Source organism: Paenibacillus sp. FSL P2-0322 (assembly GCF_037975315.1).
Lineage (GTDB): Bacteria > Bacillota > Bacilli > Paenibacillales > Paenibacillaceae > Paenibacillus > Paenibacillus polymyxa_B.
Genome location: NZ_CP150243.1, coordinates 6,016,181 through 6,037,598 on the forward strand (window position 1 = coordinate 6,016,181; position 21,418 = coordinate 6,037,598).

The 21,418-nt window shown below is 42.9% G+C and carries 19 protein-coding genes and 1 pseudogene; 6 read left to right on the top strand and 14 right to left on the bottom strand.

Annotation, left to right across the window (positions count from 1 at the left end; genetic code table 11):
• The first annotated feature begins 132 nt into the window (after positions 1 to 132).
• The 3 genes from MKY24_RS26655 to MKY24_RS26665 all read left to right on the top strand — a co-directional run bounded on the left by MKY24_RS26655 (position 133) and on the right by MKY24_RS26665 (position 3,263).
• Complete coding sequence (locus MKY24_RS26655) at positions 133 to 1,221, top strand: GntR family transcriptional regulator (protein WP_023991084.1); 1,089 nt, start codon at positions 133 to 135, stop codon at positions 1,219 to 1,221.
• Positions 1,222 to 1,342: 121 nt separating this feature from the next.
• Positions 1,343 to 2,230: a LysR family transcriptional regulator gene (locus MKY24_RS26660; RefSeq protein WP_264454352.1), complete on the top strand. Its 888-nt coding sequence runs from the start codon at positions 1,343 to 1,345 to the stop codon at positions 2,228 to 2,230.
• A 91-nt stretch (positions 2,231 to 2,321) separates the two neighbouring features.
• Entirely contained in the window at positions 2,322 to 3,263 is a 942-nt protein-coding gene (locus tag MKY24_RS26665; protein WP_209940703.1) for an NAD(P)H-binding protein, read from the top strand.
• Positions 3,264 to 3,339: 76 nt separating this feature from the next.
• On the opposite strand, the gene MKY24_RS26670 is transcribed toward MKY24_RS26665, so the two are convergent.
• Positions 3,340 to 3,801 (bottom strand): phage tail protein, encoded by a 462-nt coding sequence (locus tag MKY24_RS26670; RefSeq protein WP_192510928.1) that lies wholly within the window; start codon positions 3,799 to 3,801, stop codon positions 3,340 to 3,342.
• A gap of 179 nt (positions 3,802 to 3,980) precedes the next feature.
• Positions 3,981 to 5,687 carry a CocE/NonD family hydrolase gene (locus tag MKY24_RS26675; RefSeq protein ID WP_339201189.1) on the bottom strand — a complete coding sequence of 569 codons (1,707 nt, stop codon included), beginning with the start codon at positions 5,685 to 5,687 and terminating at the stop codon, positions 3,981 to 3,983.
• Between the two features lie 368 nt (positions 5,688 to 6,055).
• Between MKY24_RS26675 and MKY24_RS26680 the strand changes: the two genes are divergently transcribed.
• Positions 6,056 to 6,733: a TetR/AcrR family transcriptional regulator gene (locus MKY24_RS26680; protein WP_028540952.1), complete on the top strand. Its 678-nt coding sequence runs from the start codon at positions 6,056 to 6,058 to the stop codon at positions 6,731 to 6,733.
• Between the two features lie 77 nt (positions 6,734 to 6,810).
• On the opposite strand, the gene MKY24_RS26685 is transcribed toward MKY24_RS26680, so the two are convergent.
• The 7 genes from MKY24_RS26685 to MKY24_RS26715 form a co-directional block, all read right to left on the bottom strand.
• The gene (locus MKY24_RS26685; RefSeq protein ID WP_023991091.1) at positions 6,811 to 7,347 is read right to left on the bottom strand and encodes a YceI family protein; all 537 of its coding nucleotides are present in this window, start codon (positions 7,345 to 7,347) and stop codon (positions 6,811 to 6,813) included.
• Positions 7,348 to 7,604: 257 nt separating this feature from the next.
• The gene (locus MKY24_RS26690; protein ID WP_023991092.1) at positions 7,605 to 8,207 is read right to left on the bottom strand and encodes a class I SAM-dependent methyltransferase; all 603 of its coding nucleotides are present in this window, start codon (positions 8,205 to 8,207) and stop codon (positions 7,605 to 7,607) included.
• Between the two features lie 164 nt (positions 8,208 to 8,371).
• A complete protein-coding gene (locus tag MKY24_RS26695) occupies positions 8,372 to 9,706 on the bottom strand; it encodes an SMI1/KNR4 family protein (protein WP_339201190.1) in 1,335 nt (444 codons plus the stop codon).
• 339 nt (positions 9,707 to 10,045) lie between these two features.
• A complete protein-coding gene (locus tag MKY24_RS26700) occupies positions 10,046 to 10,573 on the bottom strand; it encodes a hypothetical protein (RefSeq protein ID WP_076264603.1) in 528 nt (175 codons plus the stop codon).
• Between the two features lie 141 nt (positions 10,574 to 10,714).
• Positions 10,715 to 11,275 (bottom strand): DUF4303 domain-containing protein, encoded by a 561-nt coding sequence (locus tag MKY24_RS26705; RefSeq protein ID WP_339201191.1) that lies wholly within the window; start codon positions 11,273 to 11,275, stop codon positions 10,715 to 10,717.
• Between the two features lie 105 nt (positions 11,276 to 11,380).
• Positions 11,381 to 13,345, bottom strand: coding sequence for a translation factor GTPase family protein (locus tag MKY24_RS26710; RefSeq protein ID WP_339201192.1), 1,965 nt, complete (start codon positions 13,343 to 13,345; stop codon positions 11,381 to 11,383).
• Positions 13,346 to 13,683: 338 nt separating this feature from the next.
• Positions 13,684 to 14,268, bottom strand: a complete 585-nt coding sequence (locus MKY24_RS26715) for a TetR/AcrR family transcriptional regulator (RefSeq protein ID WP_069081103.1) — start codon at positions 14,266 to 14,268, stop codon at positions 13,684 to 13,686.
• Positions 14,269 to 14,399: 131 nt separating this feature from the next.
• Here MKY24_RS26715 and MKY24_RS26720 point away from each other — a divergent pair, with 131 nt between their 5' ends.
• Positions 14,400 to 15,551: an ABC transporter permease gene (locus MKY24_RS26720; RefSeq protein WP_339201193.1), complete on the top strand. Its 1,152-nt coding sequence runs from the start codon at positions 14,400 to 14,402 to the stop codon at positions 15,549 to 15,551.
• A 129-nt stretch (positions 15,552 to 15,680) separates the two neighbouring features.
• Here the strand turns inward: MKY24_RS26720 and MKY24_RS26725 are convergent, their stop codons facing one another.
• The 3 genes and pseudogenes from MKY24_RS26725 to MKY24_RS26735 form a co-directional block, all read right to left on the bottom strand.
• Positions 15,681 to 17,420, bottom strand: coding sequence for a methyl-accepting chemotaxis protein (locus tag MKY24_RS26725; RefSeq protein WP_339201194.1), 1,740 nt, complete (start codon positions 17,418 to 17,420; stop codon positions 15,681 to 15,683).
• A 352-nt stretch (positions 17,421 to 17,772) separates the two neighbouring features.
• On the bottom strand, positions 17,773 to 18,252 hold the full coding sequence (gene rlmH, locus MKY24_RS26730) for a 23S rRNA (pseudouridine(1915)-N(3))-methyltransferase RlmH (RefSeq protein ID WP_339201195.1): 480 nt from the start codon (positions 18,250 to 18,252) through the stop codon (positions 17,773 to 17,775).
• 161 nt (positions 18,253 to 18,413) lie between these two features.
• Positions 18,414 to 19,267 (bottom strand): annotated as a pseudogene (locus tag MKY24_RS26735) (DNA-binding protein).
• A gap of 192 nt (positions 19,268 to 19,459) precedes the next feature.
• Between MKY24_RS26735 and MKY24_RS26740 the strand changes: the two are divergent.
• Positions 19,460 to 19,804, top strand: coding sequence for a helix-turn-helix transcriptional regulator (locus tag MKY24_RS26740; RefSeq protein WP_069080183.1), 345 nt, complete (start codon positions 19,460 to 19,462; stop codon positions 19,802 to 19,804).
• Positions 19,805 to 19,885: 81 nt separating this feature from the next.
• Here MKY24_RS26740 and MKY24_RS26745 read toward each other — a convergent pair whose 3' ends face one another.
• Entirely contained in the window at positions 19,886 to 20,374 is a 489-nt protein-coding gene (locus MKY24_RS26745; protein WP_160788377.1) for a DinB family protein, read from the bottom strand.
• Positions 20,375 to 20,402: 28 nt separating this feature from the next.
• Positions 20,403 to 21,338 carry a helix-turn-helix domain-containing protein gene (locus tag MKY24_RS26750; protein WP_339201196.1) on the bottom strand — a complete coding sequence of 312 codons (936 nt, stop codon included), beginning with the start codon at positions 21,336 to 21,338 and terminating at the stop codon, positions 20,403 to 20,405.
• Between the last annotated feature and the right edge of the window lie 80 nt (positions 21,339 to 21,418).

The window sequence follows — 21,418 nt, forward strand, 5'->3', positions numbered from 1 at the left end:
CTATTTTTCCTTTAGTATTACTGCATGTTGGGCAATGGATTATAATAAGTTCATAATTATGCTAAAATATGTACATACAAATATTATGGGTGGGTAAATTGGTATTAGTACAACCAGGAAAGAAGGAATAAAGTGAAACCAAAGTATCAGGTCATCCTTGAGGATATAAAAAGCAACATTCTATCAGGAGCATACAGCGTAGGAGAACAAATTCCAACAGAATCGGCCTTGCAGGATATGTATAAAGTTAGTCGCCAGACGGTACGAAAGGCAATTTTAGAACTATCCAACGAGGGCTTTTTAAGAAGTGAAAAAGGATCGGGCACCTATGTCAGCAACCAATTCCGATCAAAAACCGGCGGGAATTCCAGTAATAAAACCATCGGAGTCATCACGACCTATATTTCCGATTACATCTTCCCTTCTATTATTCGCGGGATTGAAGCTAGATTGAATGAAGATAATTATTCATTGCTATTAGCTAGTACAAATAATGATGTCGCACAGGAAAAGAAAGCTTTGGAGATGATGTTGTCCTTTGGTGTGGATGGCTTGATCATTGAGCCTACAAAGAGCAATCTATATAATCCCAATATCTCTTACTATTTGACGTTCAAGGAGCAGGATGTTCCGTTCATCATGATTAATGCTTATTATGAAGAGTTGGAAGTTCCCTTCTTTTGTCTCGATGACGTACAATCCAGCTATCTGGCAACAAAAGAATTGATTGCTAACGGACACACACACATTGGTATCATTGCCAAAATGGATGATTTACAAGGAAAGCATCGAATGAAGGGCTATATCAAAGCGCTTGGAGAAGCCAAATTACGGTTTCACCCAGAGCAAGTGCTCTCATTCTATACAGAGACGAAGCAGGACCTGTCCGCCAACTTAAAAAAATTCCTTACCGAACAAAGAGACGGGTTAACCGCAATTGTCTGCTATAACGACGAGGTAGGATTAGAAGTTGTACATGTATGCAGACAACTTGGGATATCTGTTCCCGAAGACATATCCATTATTGGTCAAGATAATTCCTATATTTCCAAAAATGCAAACATCAAGCTAACGACATTAACACACCCACAGGAACAAATGGGACGTGATGCCGCCGATTGGGTTATTAAGAAACTGCAAGGAAAGAAGGATCTACGCAACCACACCTATTATCAGCCCGTGTTAATTGAAGGGGAGACGGTAAAGAAGAAACTGAAGTAGATGGTGCTCACATTACCTCCAAATTATGAACCGCCAGTTTGCCATTAACATTAGGGTATGCTGGCTTGAATTTATGGCGGGAACGTAAGTTTTAATAAATTTCATACAATTGGAGGTAAACATGAATCTAAAAAGGATAAAATATTTTATAGATCTCGTTGAATGTAGAAACTTCACAGAAACAGCAAAGAAGAATTTTGTATCGCAAACTACGATTAGCCAACAAATGGCCTCACTTGAGAATGAGTTCAACATTCAGTTAATTGATAGAAAACAAATTCCGATTGAGCCCACCAAAGCGGGATGGCTGTTTTATGCAGAGGCCGTCGTGCTCTGGAAGCAATATAATCATATGAAAACAAGCATGGAAAATTTTCAAAAATATAATACCCAGCTATTGAGTATCGAATATGCTACAATCACAGATATCCAAAGCTTATTAAAATTTATCCCTTCATTTAAAGAAAATCATCCAAAGATTAAACTTGAATTAAATAAAGTATTGCTAAAGGATATCGCTGAGTATCTGCAAAAAGGAATACATGACGTGGCCGTTGCCTTTGACTCAGAGTTTAAAGGGAAAGAAGAAATCCTAACCCATACATTATATAGCGGACGATACTGCGCGGCCGTAAGTAAACAACATCCCCTCTTCAGTTTTGAGTCCATCTCAAAGGAAGAATTATATAAGTATCCGCTTGTCATGCTGAATCCAATGGTTATTGGAGACTCCTATTATTTAATGATTCAACATGCCATGGAAGATGGTTACCAGCCCAACATCCTTAGAACCGCAGACGATGTCGAAACAAAGCTGTTTTATATCATCACAGAGAATTTAATTGGCTTTTTCCCAGATAACTATGATCTTGCTGACCTGAAAGAAGAGGTCCGACTCATTCCCATACAAGGTTCACACCATACTTTTAAAATCGAAATAGGCTACTTGAAAAATAATTCTAATCCAGCATTATACTCATTCCTGCAACAAATACAAAATTCGTTTTAGCAATAGCCCATAAGTTTTTTGTATTATACTTTGTTATTTTTTTCACATAATATATAAGTATAGTTCATTTCAGCAAGGAGTGACGACAAACATGGGTAAGTTATTATTAACGGGTGTGGATGGCAATCTGGGCAGACAAGCGGCTGAATTTTTATTGAAATTAGTAGAAAAAGACCAAATTATTTTTTGTGCATATGATCCGGCATCTTTACAAGGGTATGCAGAACAAGGTATTGAAACGCATGTGACCAATTTCAATAAAATAGACGGCCTTGCAGAAGCCTTTGCTAATGCAGATAAAATTGCTTTAATCTCCATGCCTTTTGTGGGGGTAAAACGCCAAAATGCGCACAAAAACGTGGTCGATGCGGCGAAAGAAGCTGGAGTAAAACAAATCATCTATACTTCATTGGTTAACGCGGCGGATGAATCCAATCCAAGTGTTGAAAAACTGGACCATGTCTATACAGAAGATTATATCAAAAGTGTCGGGTTAGATTATATTTTCCTGCGTAATTCGCAATATGCGGAAGCTATGGTTACCAATTACTTCACCTATGTGAAGTCTGACGGCGTGTTGAAAAACAACCAGGGTGACGGCAAGATGGCCTATATCTCACGGAAAGATTGTGCAAAAGCTGTCGCTTATGCATTAGCAGCAAGCAATTATCATGAGGCGATATTAAATATAAATGGTCCTGAATTAATAACAATGTCCGACTTTATCGAGATTGGAAATAAAGTAACGGGTCATCATATTACCTACAAGCAGATCACGGATGAAGAAAACTACGCCATATTTGATGCCATGGGTGTTCCCAGAACAACGGATGGCAAATTTGCAGAGGACTCCGAAGCCCCCTTCTCTTCTGAAGGTATGGTTACCTTTGGACAAGCTATTCGCTTAGGAAAAATGGATATATTTACGGACGACTTTAAGAAGCTGACGGGCCAAGATCCCGTAACAGTGAAATATATGTTTGAACATGCGAATGAGTACCAAGTGGGTGAACGACACTCCAAAGATAATTAATCCAAGTCATAATCATGTTACGGAGAGATCGGAAGCTGATTTACATCCGATTTCTCCAATTGCGCTTTTGCCTACTTTAGTATTCTCCTTTAATTACAAAAAACGAACCCCGAATTGTTCCAGCTAGTTTTGACTTCTGCCTAGCAAACTTAAACTTCCCTTCTAGCTCCTTTGGTACCTCCATCCCCTCAGAAAGCTTAAAACCAACGGCCCGCTTCTTAGGGTCATCAACCGTATACATAACGTTGACCTCAAGACCATCCTCATAAAAGACATAAGCAAATTTAATATTTTCCACTTGAAAACGTGACGTTTCTAAAGGTTTGGCCGCAAACTCAATATCACGCTCTTTCAGAATTCGGTTCACATAATCAAGGGTCTCCTGACTTTCACTAGCTGACACAACCGTAAATTCATGCTTGTATTTGTTCATAAAGTAACGGGCTTCATTAGCACGCAAACCAGCAAGCGCTTCTACTACAGGTGAAGACTCTAAACCAACCGTAGACACATTATTAAAATCAACGATATAGGACATTTCCACATCTCCTTTTATCTCATTATTCCCCAAAAAACTTGCCGCTATTTATGTTACGGTTCTGGCGCTCACAACTTACTGGTACACATAAATCGTCACCAATCCAAAGGAATATTCTCTCCAACTTCCTTCTGTCTGAGGGAACATGGGCGTTGGAAAGCATGTCAACTTGAACTCAGTTAGGGTATAATCGGCAGCAACAAATAAGAATCAAATTCATCCCCTGTATATAGGGTAATGTCTGCATCCCATACCCTGTCATCCCCCGTCTGAGTCAGCAGTGCGCAGCCACTTTGATTCTGACTTCCAATTTCCAGGAGCAATCGGTTCCCTTTAGCTACAACAATTGCACTATCCCATATCTCAATATCCAAGCAATAGACTTCTCCTGGAACCAGCTTTTGAAACTCATCGAAGGTGTAATAAGGCTTATACTCCGTAGATAATTCATCATCAGTTTTACGTAAGGAAGCGCGCAGCCAGCCCTGGCTAATTGGGAATTTCTCTGTTAGTGCTCCTGAGTTAACGACCTCATTGCCTAGTGAGTCAATATTTCGCAAAGATACGAAAATGTCCATATCATCTGTAGTTGACGATGCCCACAAACGGAGTTTGATAGGCCCGAGAATTTCTGTTTCGTTATCAAACGGATCGGTTTCAAACAGAACACGCTTTGAATTGTTTTCCTCTCTCGAGAATTCTTTCACCATAAAAGGCTTCGCCCAGTGCTTTGACTCGCACTCCTTATCGCCTTCATAGCAAAGCTGGGCCTTGGCTTGCGGAGGCTCTTGCGAAAGCAAATTCGAGCTTGCATCAAGGTAAAAGCGGGTCCATTGGGTGCGCTTAAGCGGATACTCGTTCTCGTAGCGCCATGTGTAGTTATTGCCTCCGCGAGGAATGGCAAGCTTCACTTTCGGTTCTCTCATTATGCCAGTATCGATTCCTTTAAGCCAATAATCCAGAAATTTTTTCTGCAGTTCCCGACCCTGAGCGGTGTAAAATGCACCAACATGGCTCCCGATATGTACTTCAAGCCACTTGTGCTCTGATACCGCATTCTGAAAACCCAGAAAATTTCCACGGGTATGCATTCCGGCGCTAAACCAGTTGCTTGCGGATAATAAAGGCACCTCTACTTTACTCAAATCAGAAAATCGATTCGTCCACGATTGATCACGTAATGGATTGTTTTTTACCATCTCCGGGAAATCAGTGCGATTGGCTTGCAATTGTTCTTCCGAGAATTTTCCATCGGGATTGTATTGATGCGCCAAAACTCCGTTCTTCCACCAGAATGAAAGAAAACCGTTCGCCTGGATTCCGCCCGGATAACAGAATTCTGCATAATAATCTACTGTACCTTCCCAAGGTATGATACAAGCTAAATGAGGAGGTTGTTCGGATGCCACGGCCCATTGACTCATAGCCAAATAGGAGATGCCCAGCAGTCCTATCTTTCCATTGCTCCATGGTTGCGTTCCAGCCCATTCGATTGCATCATAATAATCCTTCTTCAAAGAATTTGATAATATATCCAGCTTTCCTGGAGAATTACCGATACCACGTTCATCTACTCGCAAGACAGTATAGCCTTGCGGCACCCAAAATTCAGGATTTGGTGTTTCCCAACTAATTAAGGGCCCTTTATCCTGCGAGTGTGTATATTCTATTGCGATTGTTGGATTAGCAGGAGCAAATTGAGAGAAATGAAGATCCTTTCCATAAGGACACATCGTCATGATTACTGGAAAACTCCCATCCACATTAGGCTGATAAAGATTTGCGGCGAGATAATTCCCGTCTCTCATAGGAATCTGTACTTCTTTCCAAGTAAGTTCATAAAAGTGATTACTTCTTTCGTTAATGTCGATAGGTAATGGATTCATAGCTTGCCTCCATTTGATAGTTTTTCTTCAAACCAGTCAATCAATAAGCAGCGTGCTTCTGTATCCTGTTCAATCGCATTGTGAACTTTAGGTCTCTTTCTGATTTCTTGCAAGGGGTTCACTCCCTTCAATAATTATTCAGAAAAGTTTTAGTACACGTGTACTAAAATCAGTATATTCCTGCAAATACAGCAACTCAACTCTGGTCTTTATTGGGAATGGCACTCTTGGCTGAGGATTTTCGCAAATTATCTCTCGAATTCTTCCGTATTCTTAATCAAGCTACTTATTTCGGCTTGAAGGAACAATTTATGATATAATGCTTTTGATTTCAAGTGCATAGCACAAACGCTCTAAAGGAGATAGAAATGGATATTAATTTAAGGGATAAGATCCTTGAGACTGCAATTGAATTATTTAATAAAAAAGGATATGCATATGTAACATTGAGGGATATTTCCGATGCGTTAAATATAAGTCCTGGTAATTTGACATACTATTTCAAAAAAAAACATGATCTTATGATTGGTGTTATGGCAATGCAGTATGAAGAATACCAAAACTTAAATTTCTCAGCGGAGGTTTCTATCGAAGGGCTGAATCAGCAGTTTTTAATTCTTAATGCATTCCGTAAAAAATATTTCTTTTATTTCTCCAGTTTTACAGAATTGCCTAAGTTGTATCCGGAGATAGCTAAAATGCAAATTAAGGTTGTTAATGATTTCTATACGCTTTTTACCAACATATTTAAGGGGTTTGTTAATAAAGGAATTATGAAAGAAGAATTATATGCTGGGCAATATGAAGATTTGTCTATTTCTTTACTATCGATAAATATGTATGGTACACAGGAAATAATTCTTCTCCAAAAATTTCTTCCAAATCCAAAAAACATCTTGTCCATCCTATGGAGCCTTATACTGCCTCATCTAACCAAAGAAGGAATGGCCATGTATTGTCGGATAACGCAGGTTGATAAAACTATCCCCCCCAAGCTATGCTACAAGCCAGATCAATCGGATGGAAGCTTGGAAGGCTCAACATGAGGCCGCCAAGGCATCTACTTGTAGTGGCAAGTTTTTGAATAAGGACCATCCCGATAAAAGGATGGCCTTTAGGACCGCTAATCTACTATTTTAATTGCCTCGATATAAAGTTCGATTCTCACTTCATTCCCGACAACAATCCCGCCTTTTTCCAGATGCGAGTTGAATGTCAAGCCAAATTCATTGCGTTCGATACTGGCTGTTGAATGAAATCCTACACGTTCCCGGCCACGAGGGTCTTTATTTAGTCCTTCAAAAACGGTATGAAAAGTGATGGGTTTTGTTACTCCATGCAAAGTTAGATTGCCCGTAAGCTCATATTGCCTTTCGCCAGCAAGGACGCAGCTGGTGCTTTGAAACGTAATGGTTGGATACTTGGCTGCATGAAGGAAGTCGTCGCTCTTCAGGTGTTCATCTCGTTGCGATTGGCGAGTTGTGATACTATTTGCGTCTATGGAAGCTTGAATACCCATGGTTGTTAAATCATTGGGGTCAAAATTTAAGCTCGCTTGGAAATGCTCGAATACTCCTTTGATTCTATTAATCATTAAATGCGTTACCGAAAACTCAACGGAGCTGTGGTCCGCATCCACTTCCCAATTGATATTGCTCATAAATAAATTCCACCTCTATGATAAGATTTGAGAAAGGTCGCCCTATCTCCAAAACACTGCGCTATTCGCATGCTCCTAATATACAAAAACGCTACTGACAACGGGATGTCAGTAGCGTTTTAGCATTTTTTCGGCTTCCTCGTAAATCCGATTTCGGACTGTACAAGAAGCATGGGGCTGTCTCATAAGGGGCGGCCTTTTATTTCGTTGTATTTTAGAATCCCGACTATAACGAGAGCTGATTTCTGCCTAAAAGTTTATTTTCGAGAATCAAGAATAAACATAGATGCATCTTGTCCCATGAATATTTTACTTCCATTATAAAAAGTTTTGGATTGAATATCTCTATACCCTATTTTAGTCATAATGTCAGCCAGCTCTTCTTGATTAAATCCGTTATGAACTAAATCTGAAACTACTTTTTCATTTTTATTAAAGTCTACAATTAGTAAATGTCCTCCTTCATTTAGAACATCCAATAATCTGGATAAAACGAATTCAACATCATGAATATGGAGCAGAACCTGAGCCATAAAAATATAGTCAGCATGAAGATCCGATAGACCTTCCTTTTCAAAATCAAAGCATATTGTATCTGCATTATGAATATGAAGATCAGTAATTTTTTGTTTTATTTGATTAATCATGTTTTGTGAAGTATCCAGAAAAAGCATAGAATTAAAATCGTTTAACAAGTTCATTCCGACAAGACCCGTTCCACACCCAAAATCAATAGCATTCTTACTATTAGCGTCAACTACATATTCACGAATGGCATCAGATGATGCCTTTGCAATTTGAATTCTTTCCGAAGTGTCATATATATTCGCTATCATTTCAAACTTATCCGTATTTCCCATAATTACCTCCCCAATCCGCCTTAATAAAATCCTGAATACAACAATATAGAATGATATTCTATCAAGCATTAGCATTTAGTCCACATTCTTATTCATGCTTATGGAAAACAAAACCTCTGTATGAATGGAGGAGACAACCTTGGGGTGGTTCATGTACACCTTCTTCACGATTCGTCTTTGTCGAAATAATCATCTGGCAAATGCAGTTCTCGCAAACAACCGATAAATTTTTCTCTGAAATTCGGATTGCTTTTATATTGCGGCCATACCGCCTTATAGTAAGGCAGCAACTTCTCATGTGGGATAATGCCCCAGTATAAAATTAAGTTATTCAGAACCTGCGGGCCGCCCCCCATCAACATCTGTTCAATAATCTGCCAGCTTCCCTGCTTGTTTTCGCAGCTGCGCGCGGCATAGATGGCAGTGGTTTGCATTTTCGGGTCAGCGTGACACAAGAAAGGCGCAAAGTTCTGGAGAGTAATCGCACCGTAATCCTCCAAGATATACCCTGCATAACGCAACGTTTCCGGGTCGTGAATCCTGTCAAGCCTTTGCAAGATCACTGGAATAAACTCTGTTAAATTCACAGTTTTACTGGAAGCATGCAGAATCTGTAAAGCTTGCAGAAAATCCTCATGTTTATCCGATTGCAACAGCTCCAGAAGATATTTCCTACCCGTGTCAAAAGAAGTTTTGCAGATGAGCCAAATGGCTGTGGTCCGATTTTTTGGGCTTTGCTCCGCAATATTTTTCAAAAAAGCAAGGGTTGGCTGAGAGACTTTCTTAAACTTGAACATTCCATCAAGCGCTTTGGCTTGGATTTCTTCGTTTGGAGCGCTCTGATAAATCTGGATCAGCGCATTCTCATCACCCGGCATTCGACTACCAAACCACCCGATATCATAATCCAGAATAATTTCATCCAGCCAGCGCTCGTACCAGTCCAGAAAGCTGTCTTCATAGACAAAGAAAAAAGGATGATCGGGATGAAAATCGGAGGTGTACACAATTCTCCCCCTGTATTTCCCTTCAAGTACAAGATACATGTCGTATTCGCAGCCTTGGGTGCCTATGCACAACATGCCGCCCAGCACCTTATTACAGGCTTCGTCGTATTCCTCATCGGGAATGTCCTCATCCTTGGTCAGGGGCTCAATCAGATGGTTCCATTCCTCTTTCGTCATCCCGGGATGCAGAACGGATTTGGCAAGGAGTGCCTGGCGCTCGGTATAGGAAGCTGCCTTTTCAATTGAATAGATTCCATAGTAGGGGCCAGCGCCACCGTTGCCGATTTTCGTTAAAAATTGCGCGTAAGGCTCAGGAAGTGTGACCTGATTGTGGGCTTGCCAGTCCGCCAGCTCTTTTGCTGTAAGCTTCTCTTTAACCCTATATTGATGTGAGGATGCTCCAAACACCGAGAAATCGGCGTCTTTGCGCATGGCTTGACTCAGTTTGTTTTTTATCCGATCTAGTTGCGTTTCTTTCTTCCCAAACCACATATTTGAACCCTCCTGTTGACCATAGCCAGGTTTCCTTTGTTTGCTTATCCAGCAATTTTATTATTTTTTCTATGGGTCGTACCTCTTTAAAATGATATGTATCTTTAATTAATCTTTCATTGTAGCTTCTCTTAAGGTCCCCTGGACCACCTTAGATTACCATACAAAAAATGCATATGAAAGGAATCCATATGGGGCCAACACGAATTTTTTAGGATACGGAAACTTGGCAAATTTAATGACAAAGAACGTGATCATTTTTATTCTTGTTAGAAAGTGATGGTGTGGGCTAGCCCCCTTTGACCACTCAATGGGGGCTTAAAGTTCACAGGGACACGATTATTCGTTATCCGGCGTGGCCGGACTGGCCGGGGGCATCAAGCCTTTAACGGCGCCGAGAAACGGGCGAATGGATTTGATCATACCGTAGCCCATCTTCACGACCGGGACAAATTTCTGGATCATGCCGAACAGCCGCAGGCCGCCGCCGAGCATACTACCAAGCCCTCCTGCGCCTGCAGTGGAGCCGCCAAGGCCGCCTAACAGCGAGCCCATCATCGGCAGGAATGCCGACACCTTGGCGTCCGGCTTGCGGGATCGCGAACGGCCAGACGGCTTACGCGCGCCGCTTTTCCGGTTGCCGAGACGGACGCCCGGGGCATGCGCACCAGCTCTGCGTTTGAGAGATCGGGAGTCTTGCTTCCCGGAAGAAGCGCGTGGGGGGACTCCGGCGCTGGCAAGTACTAACCCGCCATAATTAGCGTCGGTGATGTAGCCGACGTAAGTCTCTCCGCTGTGCAGGGTGACACAGACCGGACGGCCCTGAAACTTCTTAGCCCGTGCACGCATCTCTTTCGATTGTGCCATGGAAGTTCACCTCGCTCACTGATTATAATTCAGTTTACGCCAGGGGCGGGCTGCGTGCTTGTGCGAATGGGACATACGCACGCCAAAAACCGCTTGATGATTAGGCATTTTACAACTCTCCCTCAAGAAACGCGAATGCCCTTACTCCGCCGCTTCTGCCAGCCATGCTTGCATAGCCGGAGACTCCACCCGATTCAAACGTAGGGCGATTTCCGTATTGATCTCATCCGGCGGCATAACCTCGACAAGGACACATACAGCCTCTCGCGGTTGATTCAAGGCAAACACGCCTTCATCATCGAGCATTTGCATCGCCAGCTCCATTGCCTTCAGCCTCGAATCAAACTCACGATTCCTTTCGTCAGCCTCAAGCTCCGCAATAGAAGGACGCTCCATAAACAATTGTTTAACCTCATCGAAGTTTTCATCCCTGAAACAACAATAGGGTGAATCGGCATAGGACCATTTGATGAGTTCCGCAATCGTTGATCCCGGCGTGTCGCTTTCGTCTCCTTGCCTGACCGCTTCCCTCTCCAAGGCCTCCCATGACCAGGCGGAGATGCTTGGCGCATGTCCCTCTCCAGTAGTAAATAGCGTGCAGTAATAGTAACGTTCACCATTTTCAAAAAGAGTACGAAAGGACGTCCTAGCCACATCGGCAATCTCTGCCGCCAGCGCCTCTATTCCTTGCGTGGGTTTCATGACATTCGCCCCTTAGTCCTATAAAATATACATCTTATTTCCATTATAAAGATTGTTCATCCTAAATTTACCTACTTTTCACCTAAATACTGGAAATATGGGCGATTAAGGTTCTAATTCAAGGTGCATCTTGGCTTCCGCCTCATCCCATGGCACCGAGTAACCCGCCCCCTTGGCGCAAAAGATGGAGGAGGATGTATACAGTGGGTCCGCCCCTTTGCGGTAGCCCCTCCGTTCTATGACCTGCTCCGTATTATGGCAGCGGTCGTAGCCGCTGAACACGCAGCGGATACTGCCTCGTCCATGCGTAAAGGATGCAAATTCGGCACTGTAGTTCATGAAAGTCGACACGGGCACCCTGCCCGTGACCACCGCTTGCGTTCCGGTTGTCTGCGGCGGATTAAAAATACCTGAAGCACGCTGAATATCGGACAGTACCCTGCCCATTTCATCGATAGCGACCTTGATTTTGAAATCGTAATAGGGCTCCAGCAGCACGTTGTCCGCCTTCTCCAGACCCTGCCGTAGTGCTCGAAAGGCAGCCTCACGAAAATCGCCGCCATGGGTATGTTCTTTATGCGCGCGGCCCCTCAGTAGCGTAATGTTCACGTCGGTGACCGGCATGCCGGTCAGCAGTCCGTGATGCTCCCGTTCATAGAGATGATTCCGAATCAGATTCTGATAGCTGACATTCAGATCATCGGCATGACATCTGCTATCGAACATGATGCCGTTGCCCCTTTCTCCCGGTTCAATCAGCAAATGCACTTCCGCATAATGCCTGAGCGGTTCAAAGTGGCCGTACCCTTTCACAGCCGATTGAATCGTTTCCTTATACAAGATTTCCGGTTGTCCAAAAGAGATAGCAAAGTTAAACCGTTCTCTAACAAGCTGCTCCAACACTTCCAGCTGAATCAATCCCATGACGCGGATAGAAATCTCCTGCAATTTCTCATCCCAAACGACGTTTAGAGACGGTTCCTCCGCCTCCAGCGTGCGAAAAGCACCGAGCACCTTCTGTACATGTATTGAATTGTCAAATAATACCTTCGACTGTAACGTCGGCTCCGAATCGTAAGTTAACTTGTCTGATATCGACCCAAGGCCTTGCCCAGCTTCGGCGGCGGACAAGCCGGCAACCGCAAACAAATCGCCGGCTTCCACTTGTTCCACCGGCTGCGATTTAAGGCCGTTAAACAAGAAGATCCGCGTAACTTTTTCGTCATATTGAACGCCGCCACTCTCGTAACTAAGCTGTTCCCTCACCTTCAGCCGACCACCCAGCGCCTTAATGAACGTGAGTCTCGCTCCGCCTGCATCGTGCCGAATTTTATAAACCCGCCCCTGGAACGAAGCATTCTCGTCATAAGTGGTTGTCGTCAGCAGATGCAGCTGATCCAGAAATTCAATGACGCCTGTATCCTGAAGCGCAGAGCCGTAAGCACAGGGGAAGAGGAGACCCGCCGCTATCATCCTCTGCAAGGCCTCCAGCCAGAAGCCGGAATCCTCTCTCCCCTCCAGGAATGCTTCCAGCAAAGCTTCGTCCCGCTCCGCCATGGCCTCCCGCAGCGGCTCACCGACTATGCCGTCAGCCAAGCTCTGTGTAATGCAGCATACTTCCCCCGTCAACTGCTGACGGATATCCGCCTCGGTTCTGCCTGCATCCGCACCGATTCGATCCGTCTTGTTGATAAAGAAGAACGTCGGAATTCGATGCTTGCGCAGCAGCTGCCAGACCGTCTCCGTATGACCCTGGACACCTTCAACTGCGCTTACAATCAGGATGGCATAATCAATGACCTGAATCGCCCGCTCCATCTCCGGGGAGAAATCGACGTGTCCGGGTGTGTCTATTAAATAATAGCTGTCTCCTTTATATTCTATTACCGCCTGATCTGCGAACACCGTAATACCCCTTGCCCGCTCGATGTCGTGGCTGTCCAGAAACGCATCCTGATGATCCACCCGCCCCCGCGACCGGATACTGTTCGTATGGTACAGCAGCTGTTCCGCAAAAGTTGTCTTACCTGCGTCCACATGGGCGAACAGGCCAATCGTTAGTCGCTTCATAGAATCCCACTTTCAACGCTTCTTGTTAATACTGCTCATTTTATTAAAGCATACAAATCGGGAGAGTGGGTAGGAGTTGGTTTTGAGAGAGGATCTTTTTTCATAGACAGAGGATAAAGGAAAAAACTTCCCTTTCGAATCCACACCATTTTAATCTGCATTAGTAATGTAAAAGAAAGACGGCAGTCCAACGAAAAAGTCGAAGACTGCCACTTTTTATAATCCTGATAAATTCGCAATTTCAAGTTTCGCCCTGCTTATGATACAGTCACCGTGCTAGAACATGTTTTCATCTCCTTAGTATTTGTAGATGAATACTTCCGAGTCTTCGCGCCTCGTTATTTCTTTTGAATAAAGGAAATAATATCAATATATAATGCGGTCATTTCTTGAGGGGTTTTATCTAAACCATTTTGAACCCATTGCTCTATTAATCCTAAAAAAGCAGACGTAATAAAGGATAAAAAGTATTCCATTGGCACCTTTAAATTTGCATTGAAGCTTTCATTTTTCTCTAAATTAAAACGCACTTTTTCTGAAAAGGCATCTCTAAATCGAAGGTGAAAACCAGTTCTGCCATGATCGCTTAAAAATATCTTTAATATTGGCGAATGCATTTTAATAGAGCTAAATAATGTAGCAGCTAATTGCTCTTGTCCTTTTTCAAACGTATGAGTAGATGAATAGCGAGATTGCAATTCATCAATATGATTTCCTAAATCCTCAAACAACTGCTGTTCTATTTGATCTAGCAAATCGAATTTATCTTTATAGTGCAAATAAAATGTGCCGCGATTAATTTGTGCTGTTTTCGTAATGTCCCCTACCGTAATCGATTCAAATGACTTATTTTCTAAAATTTGTATAAATGACGTTTGAATGAGCTGTTTTGTTTTTCGATTTTTCTCTGCATAAATGCTCACAACAAAATCACCCCCGCTTTAAAATTCAACGATCTGTTCAGTTTTGTTCATTGCTTATACACTCTTGAAAATTATAAGATAAATGCATGCCACTGAACAACATGTTGAAAATTGAGAAAGGGTGAAATCCATTGAGATTATTTAAAGAAAAATTAGCATGGGCTGCCCCCATCGCTGTTATATTAATTATTGCGCTATTCTCGTTGAACTTATTTGCTCAAGGAGATCCACAAGTAAAAAATCTACCAGTTGCACTTATTACGAGTGATGAGGGAGATCACGTTGACGCTGTAAAAGCAGCAATCGAACAAATGAGTAAAGGTATTGCCGGTGAAGAACCGATGTTAGCTTTTACAAATGAAAAAGAAGCAGATATTGAAAAATTATTTGCTGATAAAGAGTATTATGCAGCATTAGTTATTCCTGAGGGTTATAATGATGCCGTACAAAATGCCATGACGAGCAACACACCAGCAACCTTAAAAGTATATATTAACCAAGGCTTTAACATGACAGGTGCAAACTTTGCGAAAACTGCTTTAAATGGTTTAATTACGCAAATTAGCAACCAATATTCAACAAACTTTGTAGCACAAATGGGCGATCAACAAATCGATGCTAATCAAGCATCCGTGCTTGTACACCCAATTGTTTCTGAAGAAAAAGTATTCAATGCCATTACTACTGCTACAGCAAATGGTAGTGCACCAACATTAATGGCCGTACCTGCTTGGGTAGGTGCATTAATCGGTGGTTTCATTGTATTCCTAGCATCATCAAGCATTCTTAAAAAGGAAATGTTAACACGTAAACAAACATTACGCCTAATAGGTGGTCAAGTTTTATTCGGTCTTATTATTGCCCTATTCTCAGGCTTTACTGTTGCAACACTTGCACAGATGGCTGGTATTAACATGCCAAGCTACTTCTTAGTTGCTTTCTTTGTATCGTTTGCAGCATTCTGTTTCTTCTTATTAGTATCAGCTATTACTGCATGGATTGGCAAACCAGCCATTACATTATTCATGGTTGTTATGATGTTAGGTATGGGTGTTCTAATGACACCCCAAGAAATGCTTCCAAGTTTCTTCGTAAACTTCATTCGTCCATGGGTGCCGATTCGCTTTGCTTCTGAGGGTTTACGTGAAATTTTCTACTTCGGTAGTGGCTTTTACACTGGCCAGTCATTCAATACCATTTTAGGAATTGGTATTGCAGGTTTAGTCATTTTCCTACTGTCTATTTTTAAACCAGTACGTGCACAAAAAACTAAAGCTGAATAAAAGCATTGGTAATCACGTGCACCACCCACCCCCACCTAGAGGTGAGACGGTACGCACGCTTTTCATCAACGAGGGCAGAAAAGGAGCCATCCGTAGTCAGATAGCTCCTTTTCTTATTCTCAGCACTAATTATTCTTGTGCAATTCGAAACCTGCTGATCATTTCGCTCACTTGTTGGCTTGATTGTTTCAATTGTTCAGCTGCACTATGCACATGGGAATACGCTTGACTCTGATCGTTAGAAGCCGAACTTATCTCTTCTGTGGCAGAAGCTGCATCTCGAGCTACATCGGATATCTTGATAATGGATGAGATGACCTGTTCCCTGCTAACATTCATCTGCCCTATATCCCCATCCATCTCTTGAATCGAGCTGATGATTTCCTTTAGCATATCCATAATCGATTCAAATACCGTTCCCGACTCCTGAACAATAAGAGATTGTTCGGAGATAACCACCTCTGTCTGATTCATGACCTGCAACGTTTGAGAAACTTCTGCCTTGAGGCGTGCAATAGTTGTGTTAATTCTCTCTGTTGATTCATAAGTCATGGTCGACAGCTTGCGAATCTCTGTAGCGACGACTGCAAATCCTTTTCCGGAATCGCCGGCACGCGCCGCTTCTATGCTCGCATTTAATGCGAGGAGCTTCGTTTGCTCCGATACTTCATTAATCGTTTGTACGATTGTGGAAATCGTAAGCATCTGTTCTGCCAGGCCTTCAATATGTTGTACGACCAGTTGATTTGCTTCTGTCGTTTGGAGATTGTGATCCTGTAATTTCTTTACTTTATCCATGCCACCTCTTAAGACGATTTCCGCCTCCGAAGACAAGCTGGTCATTTTTTTGTTCCTTACATTTACCTTTTCAATCGTGTCCGATAGCGCCATCGTTTCACGGCTCGTTGCCTCTGTCAAGGACGCTTGCTCGGAAGCACCAACTGCAATTTCATTAATGCCTGACGTCATTTCCTCGCCTGTTGCCGTTGTTTGTTCCGCAATAAAGGTAAGTTCATGAACGGAAGTATTTATATGCCCAATCGATTGGCTTACTGTCGAAATGAGTTCTTTCATACGAGATACCATTATATTAAAATCAGCGGTTAATTCCCCAAGCTCATCCTGCGAGAAGGCACGTATATCAACGGCCAAATTGCCCTCCGCAATCTCTCGGACACGTCCGCGCAAATAACGGATCGGATGATTTATGGATCGGATGATCAAATAACCGAGCAACGATGAAGCGATCAAGCCTGCTAATGTTAAGAGGATACTGATCAATCGCAGGAAGCTGTATTGTTTTTGTGTACTGTCCAACATGATTTGATTATCATCGTAGTACAGATCTCCTATGTGATCCAAAGCGTCTTCCATCTGGTCAAACTTTTCGCTGCCCTCCTGATAAGAAAGAAGATTCGCCCTTTCACGGACAGTTGAATCCTTTGACGATAATCCGTCAATCACTTTCTTGGAGACCAATTCATACGCTGCAACCGTTGCTTCGTAGTCTTGAATTAACTTTTCCTCATTATCAAAAATTGTTCCAATTGACTTATACTTATTAAGTTTCTTCTTTGCTGACTCCTTTTGTTTTTCGTAATCCTCCAGTTGTTTCGAAAATTGTTCCGACCCTGGTTCATAACTGTACAGCGATCGTTCTGCCAACAGCATCTGATATAGGTCGATATCCGCTGTACGAATAAGATCAATGACTTCCGCCCTAATACTAAGGCTCTCCTCAAGCGAGGATTGTACCCGCTTCAGATTGTAAATCCCAACGCCTCCGATCACAAGGCTGGTGATTACAGTAACGACAATCGTTAGAATTACCTTGTTCCTGATCGTCATCATGAACTTCTTACCTCTCATTATGCCTCACTCCCATCTAGTCCTTCTTGAGGTAACATGAAATAATATTCGACATCATTTGTCAAACACCTTTCTATACAGCAGAGTTATGGCGAAATCGTGAAATTGTTAGAAACCAAGAGTCACGCACATGGGATTACGTTTCCAAATCCCATTCTCCCTAGGGAAGGAATGCTTAATTTTCAAATCACAATCGAAGTACTCTGCCCCTTAATCCTTCACTTCATTTTGACAGCAAAGGACCCTCTGCATGGATTGCAGAAGGGTCAGTGGTTAAAAAATGGTATACTGTATTAGATTCTCAACCCAATGAGGCTTATAGATTTAATAAGTTTAGCCAAAAATTTAGCCATCACTTATGGTACGGTTCCCCCCGATTAATCTTCACCGCCCGATAAATCTGTTCCACCAGCACCAAGCGCATCAGCTGGTGAGGCAGGGTCATTCTTCCGAAGCTCAGCTTCTGCTGGGCGCGACGAAGGACTTCGTCAGAGAGACCATGACTGCCGCCAATGACGAAGACAACATGGCTTGTGCCGTAAGTGCCGAGCTTGTCCAATTCCTCTGCGAGTTCTTCCGAGCTCCACAGTTTGCCGTCGATGGCGAGTACAATGATGTGTGCTTCGCTTTTCACATGAGCAAGGATGCGCTCTCCCTCTCGCTCCTTGACCTGTCGAACCTCCGCCTCGCTCAGTGTGTCTGGAGCCTTTTCGTCCGCTACCTCGATCATTTGGAACTTGATGTATGGCCCTAGCCGTTTAGCATATTCCTGAATGCCCATGACCAAATACTTCTCTTTTAACTTGCCAACACCTATAAGCTGAATAAACAAATTCCATACCCCTATCTATGTCGAATGATAATGTAAAATCGTATTTACGATCCCTAACTTAAAAACATACCTTTAACATAGTTATTTTAGCACCTGATGCGCCTCTTACCTATCTATTTCCTCTCCACTACGAGCCTATTCCCTGTTCAGATTATAGCGGATTATTCATTTACGCTCTCTACAATGAAATGCCTATCCGTTTCGTATTCATCAAGACTCTGCATTAGCATCTGTCGATATTCTCTGATTTGTTCCGCTGTCGCTGACTCCCGTAATGATTCAAACAATGCTGTACATTTCTTGAAATTACGATCGTTACCCGACTGATCGGCTAGTTGCATCGCCCGTACAGTAAGTCCCACTGCATCCTGTAATCTACTACACTTCCGATAGTACAAGGCCAAGTGATAGCAGTAGCTATAATAGTAAGATATGTTCTCTGCGTCTTCATAACTCTCAAATTCATCAATCTGCTCTGCAAACGTATGTAAAATATCTGTCACATCCAAATGATACATAAGCGCTGTCTGTAATATGGTATTCAGCCCCGGTAATATTTCCTCTAGATTATCCTGCAAAAAGGCTACATATTCCTCGATCAGCTCTATATTTCCAGACAAAATATCTACTGCATATAAATTAGTTTTGGCTAAAAACCTGAACTCCTCGACAACCTGAATGTCTTCTTCCTCTAAATCCTCCATCCACCCCAGCTCAGCATACTTATAGATGCACTCCCTTGCATGCTCATATGCACCCTGGTTCTGGTGAGCCATTCCACACATCAGGTGACTGAACCATCAAAATAATATACCAACGGACGTTCTAAATTGACATGCGGGATGGATAATTTCATCGCTTTATGATACTGCCGTTCTTCATAGATACGCTGTACACATTGGTACAAAATATCTGCTGTCTCCAGCACCTTCTTCCAATTTTCAAAAGCCACAGCCATCTCTAACATTTCAACAATGATGTCCGGTTTGAGTGATTTCAGGATAGAAGTTCGCAAAGAGGGTTCCTCCTTTAAAATGACTAGGATAAAAAGCACTCGCTCTTAATATATTCCTTTGTGAAACTCCAAATAAGTAGTACAATAAATTAACTATAGTACTTAATCGCAGCTTTTTCAATAAATTTTACCGCCTTTATGTCTCTGCTAATTACATCGATACTCTCCTAACCTTTAGGAGAGGTGGCTAATATGACAAAATTACGGAATTCGGTTGGAGAAAGAATTAGAACGATTCGGAAGGCTAAGGGATTAACACAGCAACAACTTGCGGAACTTTCAGGATTAGATGATGCATATATCGGATCGGTAGAGCGTGGCGAAAGAAACTTTTCGATTGATACCTTGGAGAAAGTGTTAACTGCCTTAAACGTGTCTATCAGTGAATTAATGTTTTCCAAAGAACATATGACTGAAGACGAAACTATTCGGCAAGAGGCGATAGATGAGTTTGTTGCGTTGACCAGCAGATTGAATGAGGAGCAAATCGGCATTCTCAGACGGGTTAGTAAAGAAGTTTCACGGGCGTTCAAGTAAGTCATGCCACCCTATAAAAGCCATAAATAAAACCAAAAAAGAGCACCGCACAGGTGCCCTCCAAACCTTTTATAAAAATACTCAAGCATACAACATAAAAAAGCTCACTTCATGTCCCAGTTGCTTCAGATAATTATAAATCTGCGAACGGTGATGGAACACATGGGTTACGGTCTCAATCTGCCATTGAACCTGTAGATGTCCGTGCTCCATATAAAAGGCCTTCGTCGAACGGTTCAGATAATCGTCTTCGCTAAGCGAAAGAATATAAGCCTTATAAGCCTCAAAATTCTGCCTGAAAGTCGCAGCCAAGCGCTCGGGATCTTCCACCCCGGACAGGCTGTTTTCAATGCTTCCCACTTCACCCTCAGACTTCTCCTGCATTATCGCAAGATCCGAAGCAGGAATAAGCACAAAGTGATGCACTAACTCCAGCAGCGAACGGAAATTACCCTGTGGGCGAAAGCTCCAATCCTCTGGACGTATTTTACGAATCAAGGCTTCCCCCGTTCGTACTCCGGTCTCTAGCTCATTCAGCAGATGATCGCGAACTTGCAGCGTTCCACTCATATTCACATCTCTCCTTTGCCATTCTTATTCATATTTTGAGTATAGCCGAAGCCTCTGGGCGTGTATTGTAAAAATCGGACAACTTCCGTAAATCCTTAACCGCAGTAAGTGGGGAATCTCCATAAAACCTGCGAAAGTCACGGATTAGATGCGCTTGATCGAAAAAGCTATGCTTCAATGCCAACTCCGTCCAATCCAGATCCCCGCCGCTTTGAATACTGTGTAGAACGCTCTGGAAGCGGACGACCTCACTGAACTTTTTGGGGCTGATTCCGATCCATTGCCCAAACTTGCGGTTAAGCTGTCTTTCACTGATCGCCTCACGCTCCGCAAGCTCCTTAACCCCCACACTCCCAGCGCTCACAAAGATGCGATGCAGCAAGTTTTTCATCAGGTCACAATCGTTCATGCGTTGGCGCAGCAGAAGCTGGTTAAGATACTCATCCATTATGCGCACCCGTTCATTGAAATTCTGCGCTTCCATAATGCGCTCACCTATGACGGCGATGCTTTCGGGCCAGAGATCTTCCAAGTGATAATTACCGCCTGTAAACAAGTGAGTCGGCATCCCGTGAAAATAATGCGCACCGCCCGGAAAAAATCGCACCGCAAAAATGCGTGTCTCGGACCCTGCTTGTCTGGCAGACACAAACGGTTGCGTAAATGTCCCACAGTACGAGAGTTCCTGACGCTTACTCACCGGGTCGTATTCAAATAGAATATCCGTACAGCCGTCAGGTAATACCCGCTCCATGGTTTCTTCATGCGGCAAGCTTAACAAAGCGGTGTCTTCGCACGAAGCTGCTAGATTCTCTTCTACCACCCTATTAGCCGGACCGGACTCCCAATAACAGGCCACGTAAGCTTTTAGCACAGCAGACGGCTTTTGTTCGATATAATACGTGGAGAGATCACTTCCATTGACTTGAAGCGGACGAAATAGTGAATGCAGCAAAGGGTCCATCCATCGTTCACTCCTGTCTCAGTACGTGGTGGGAATAAATATAGCTCTATGTATGGGGTATTTTTGCAATAAATCCTGGT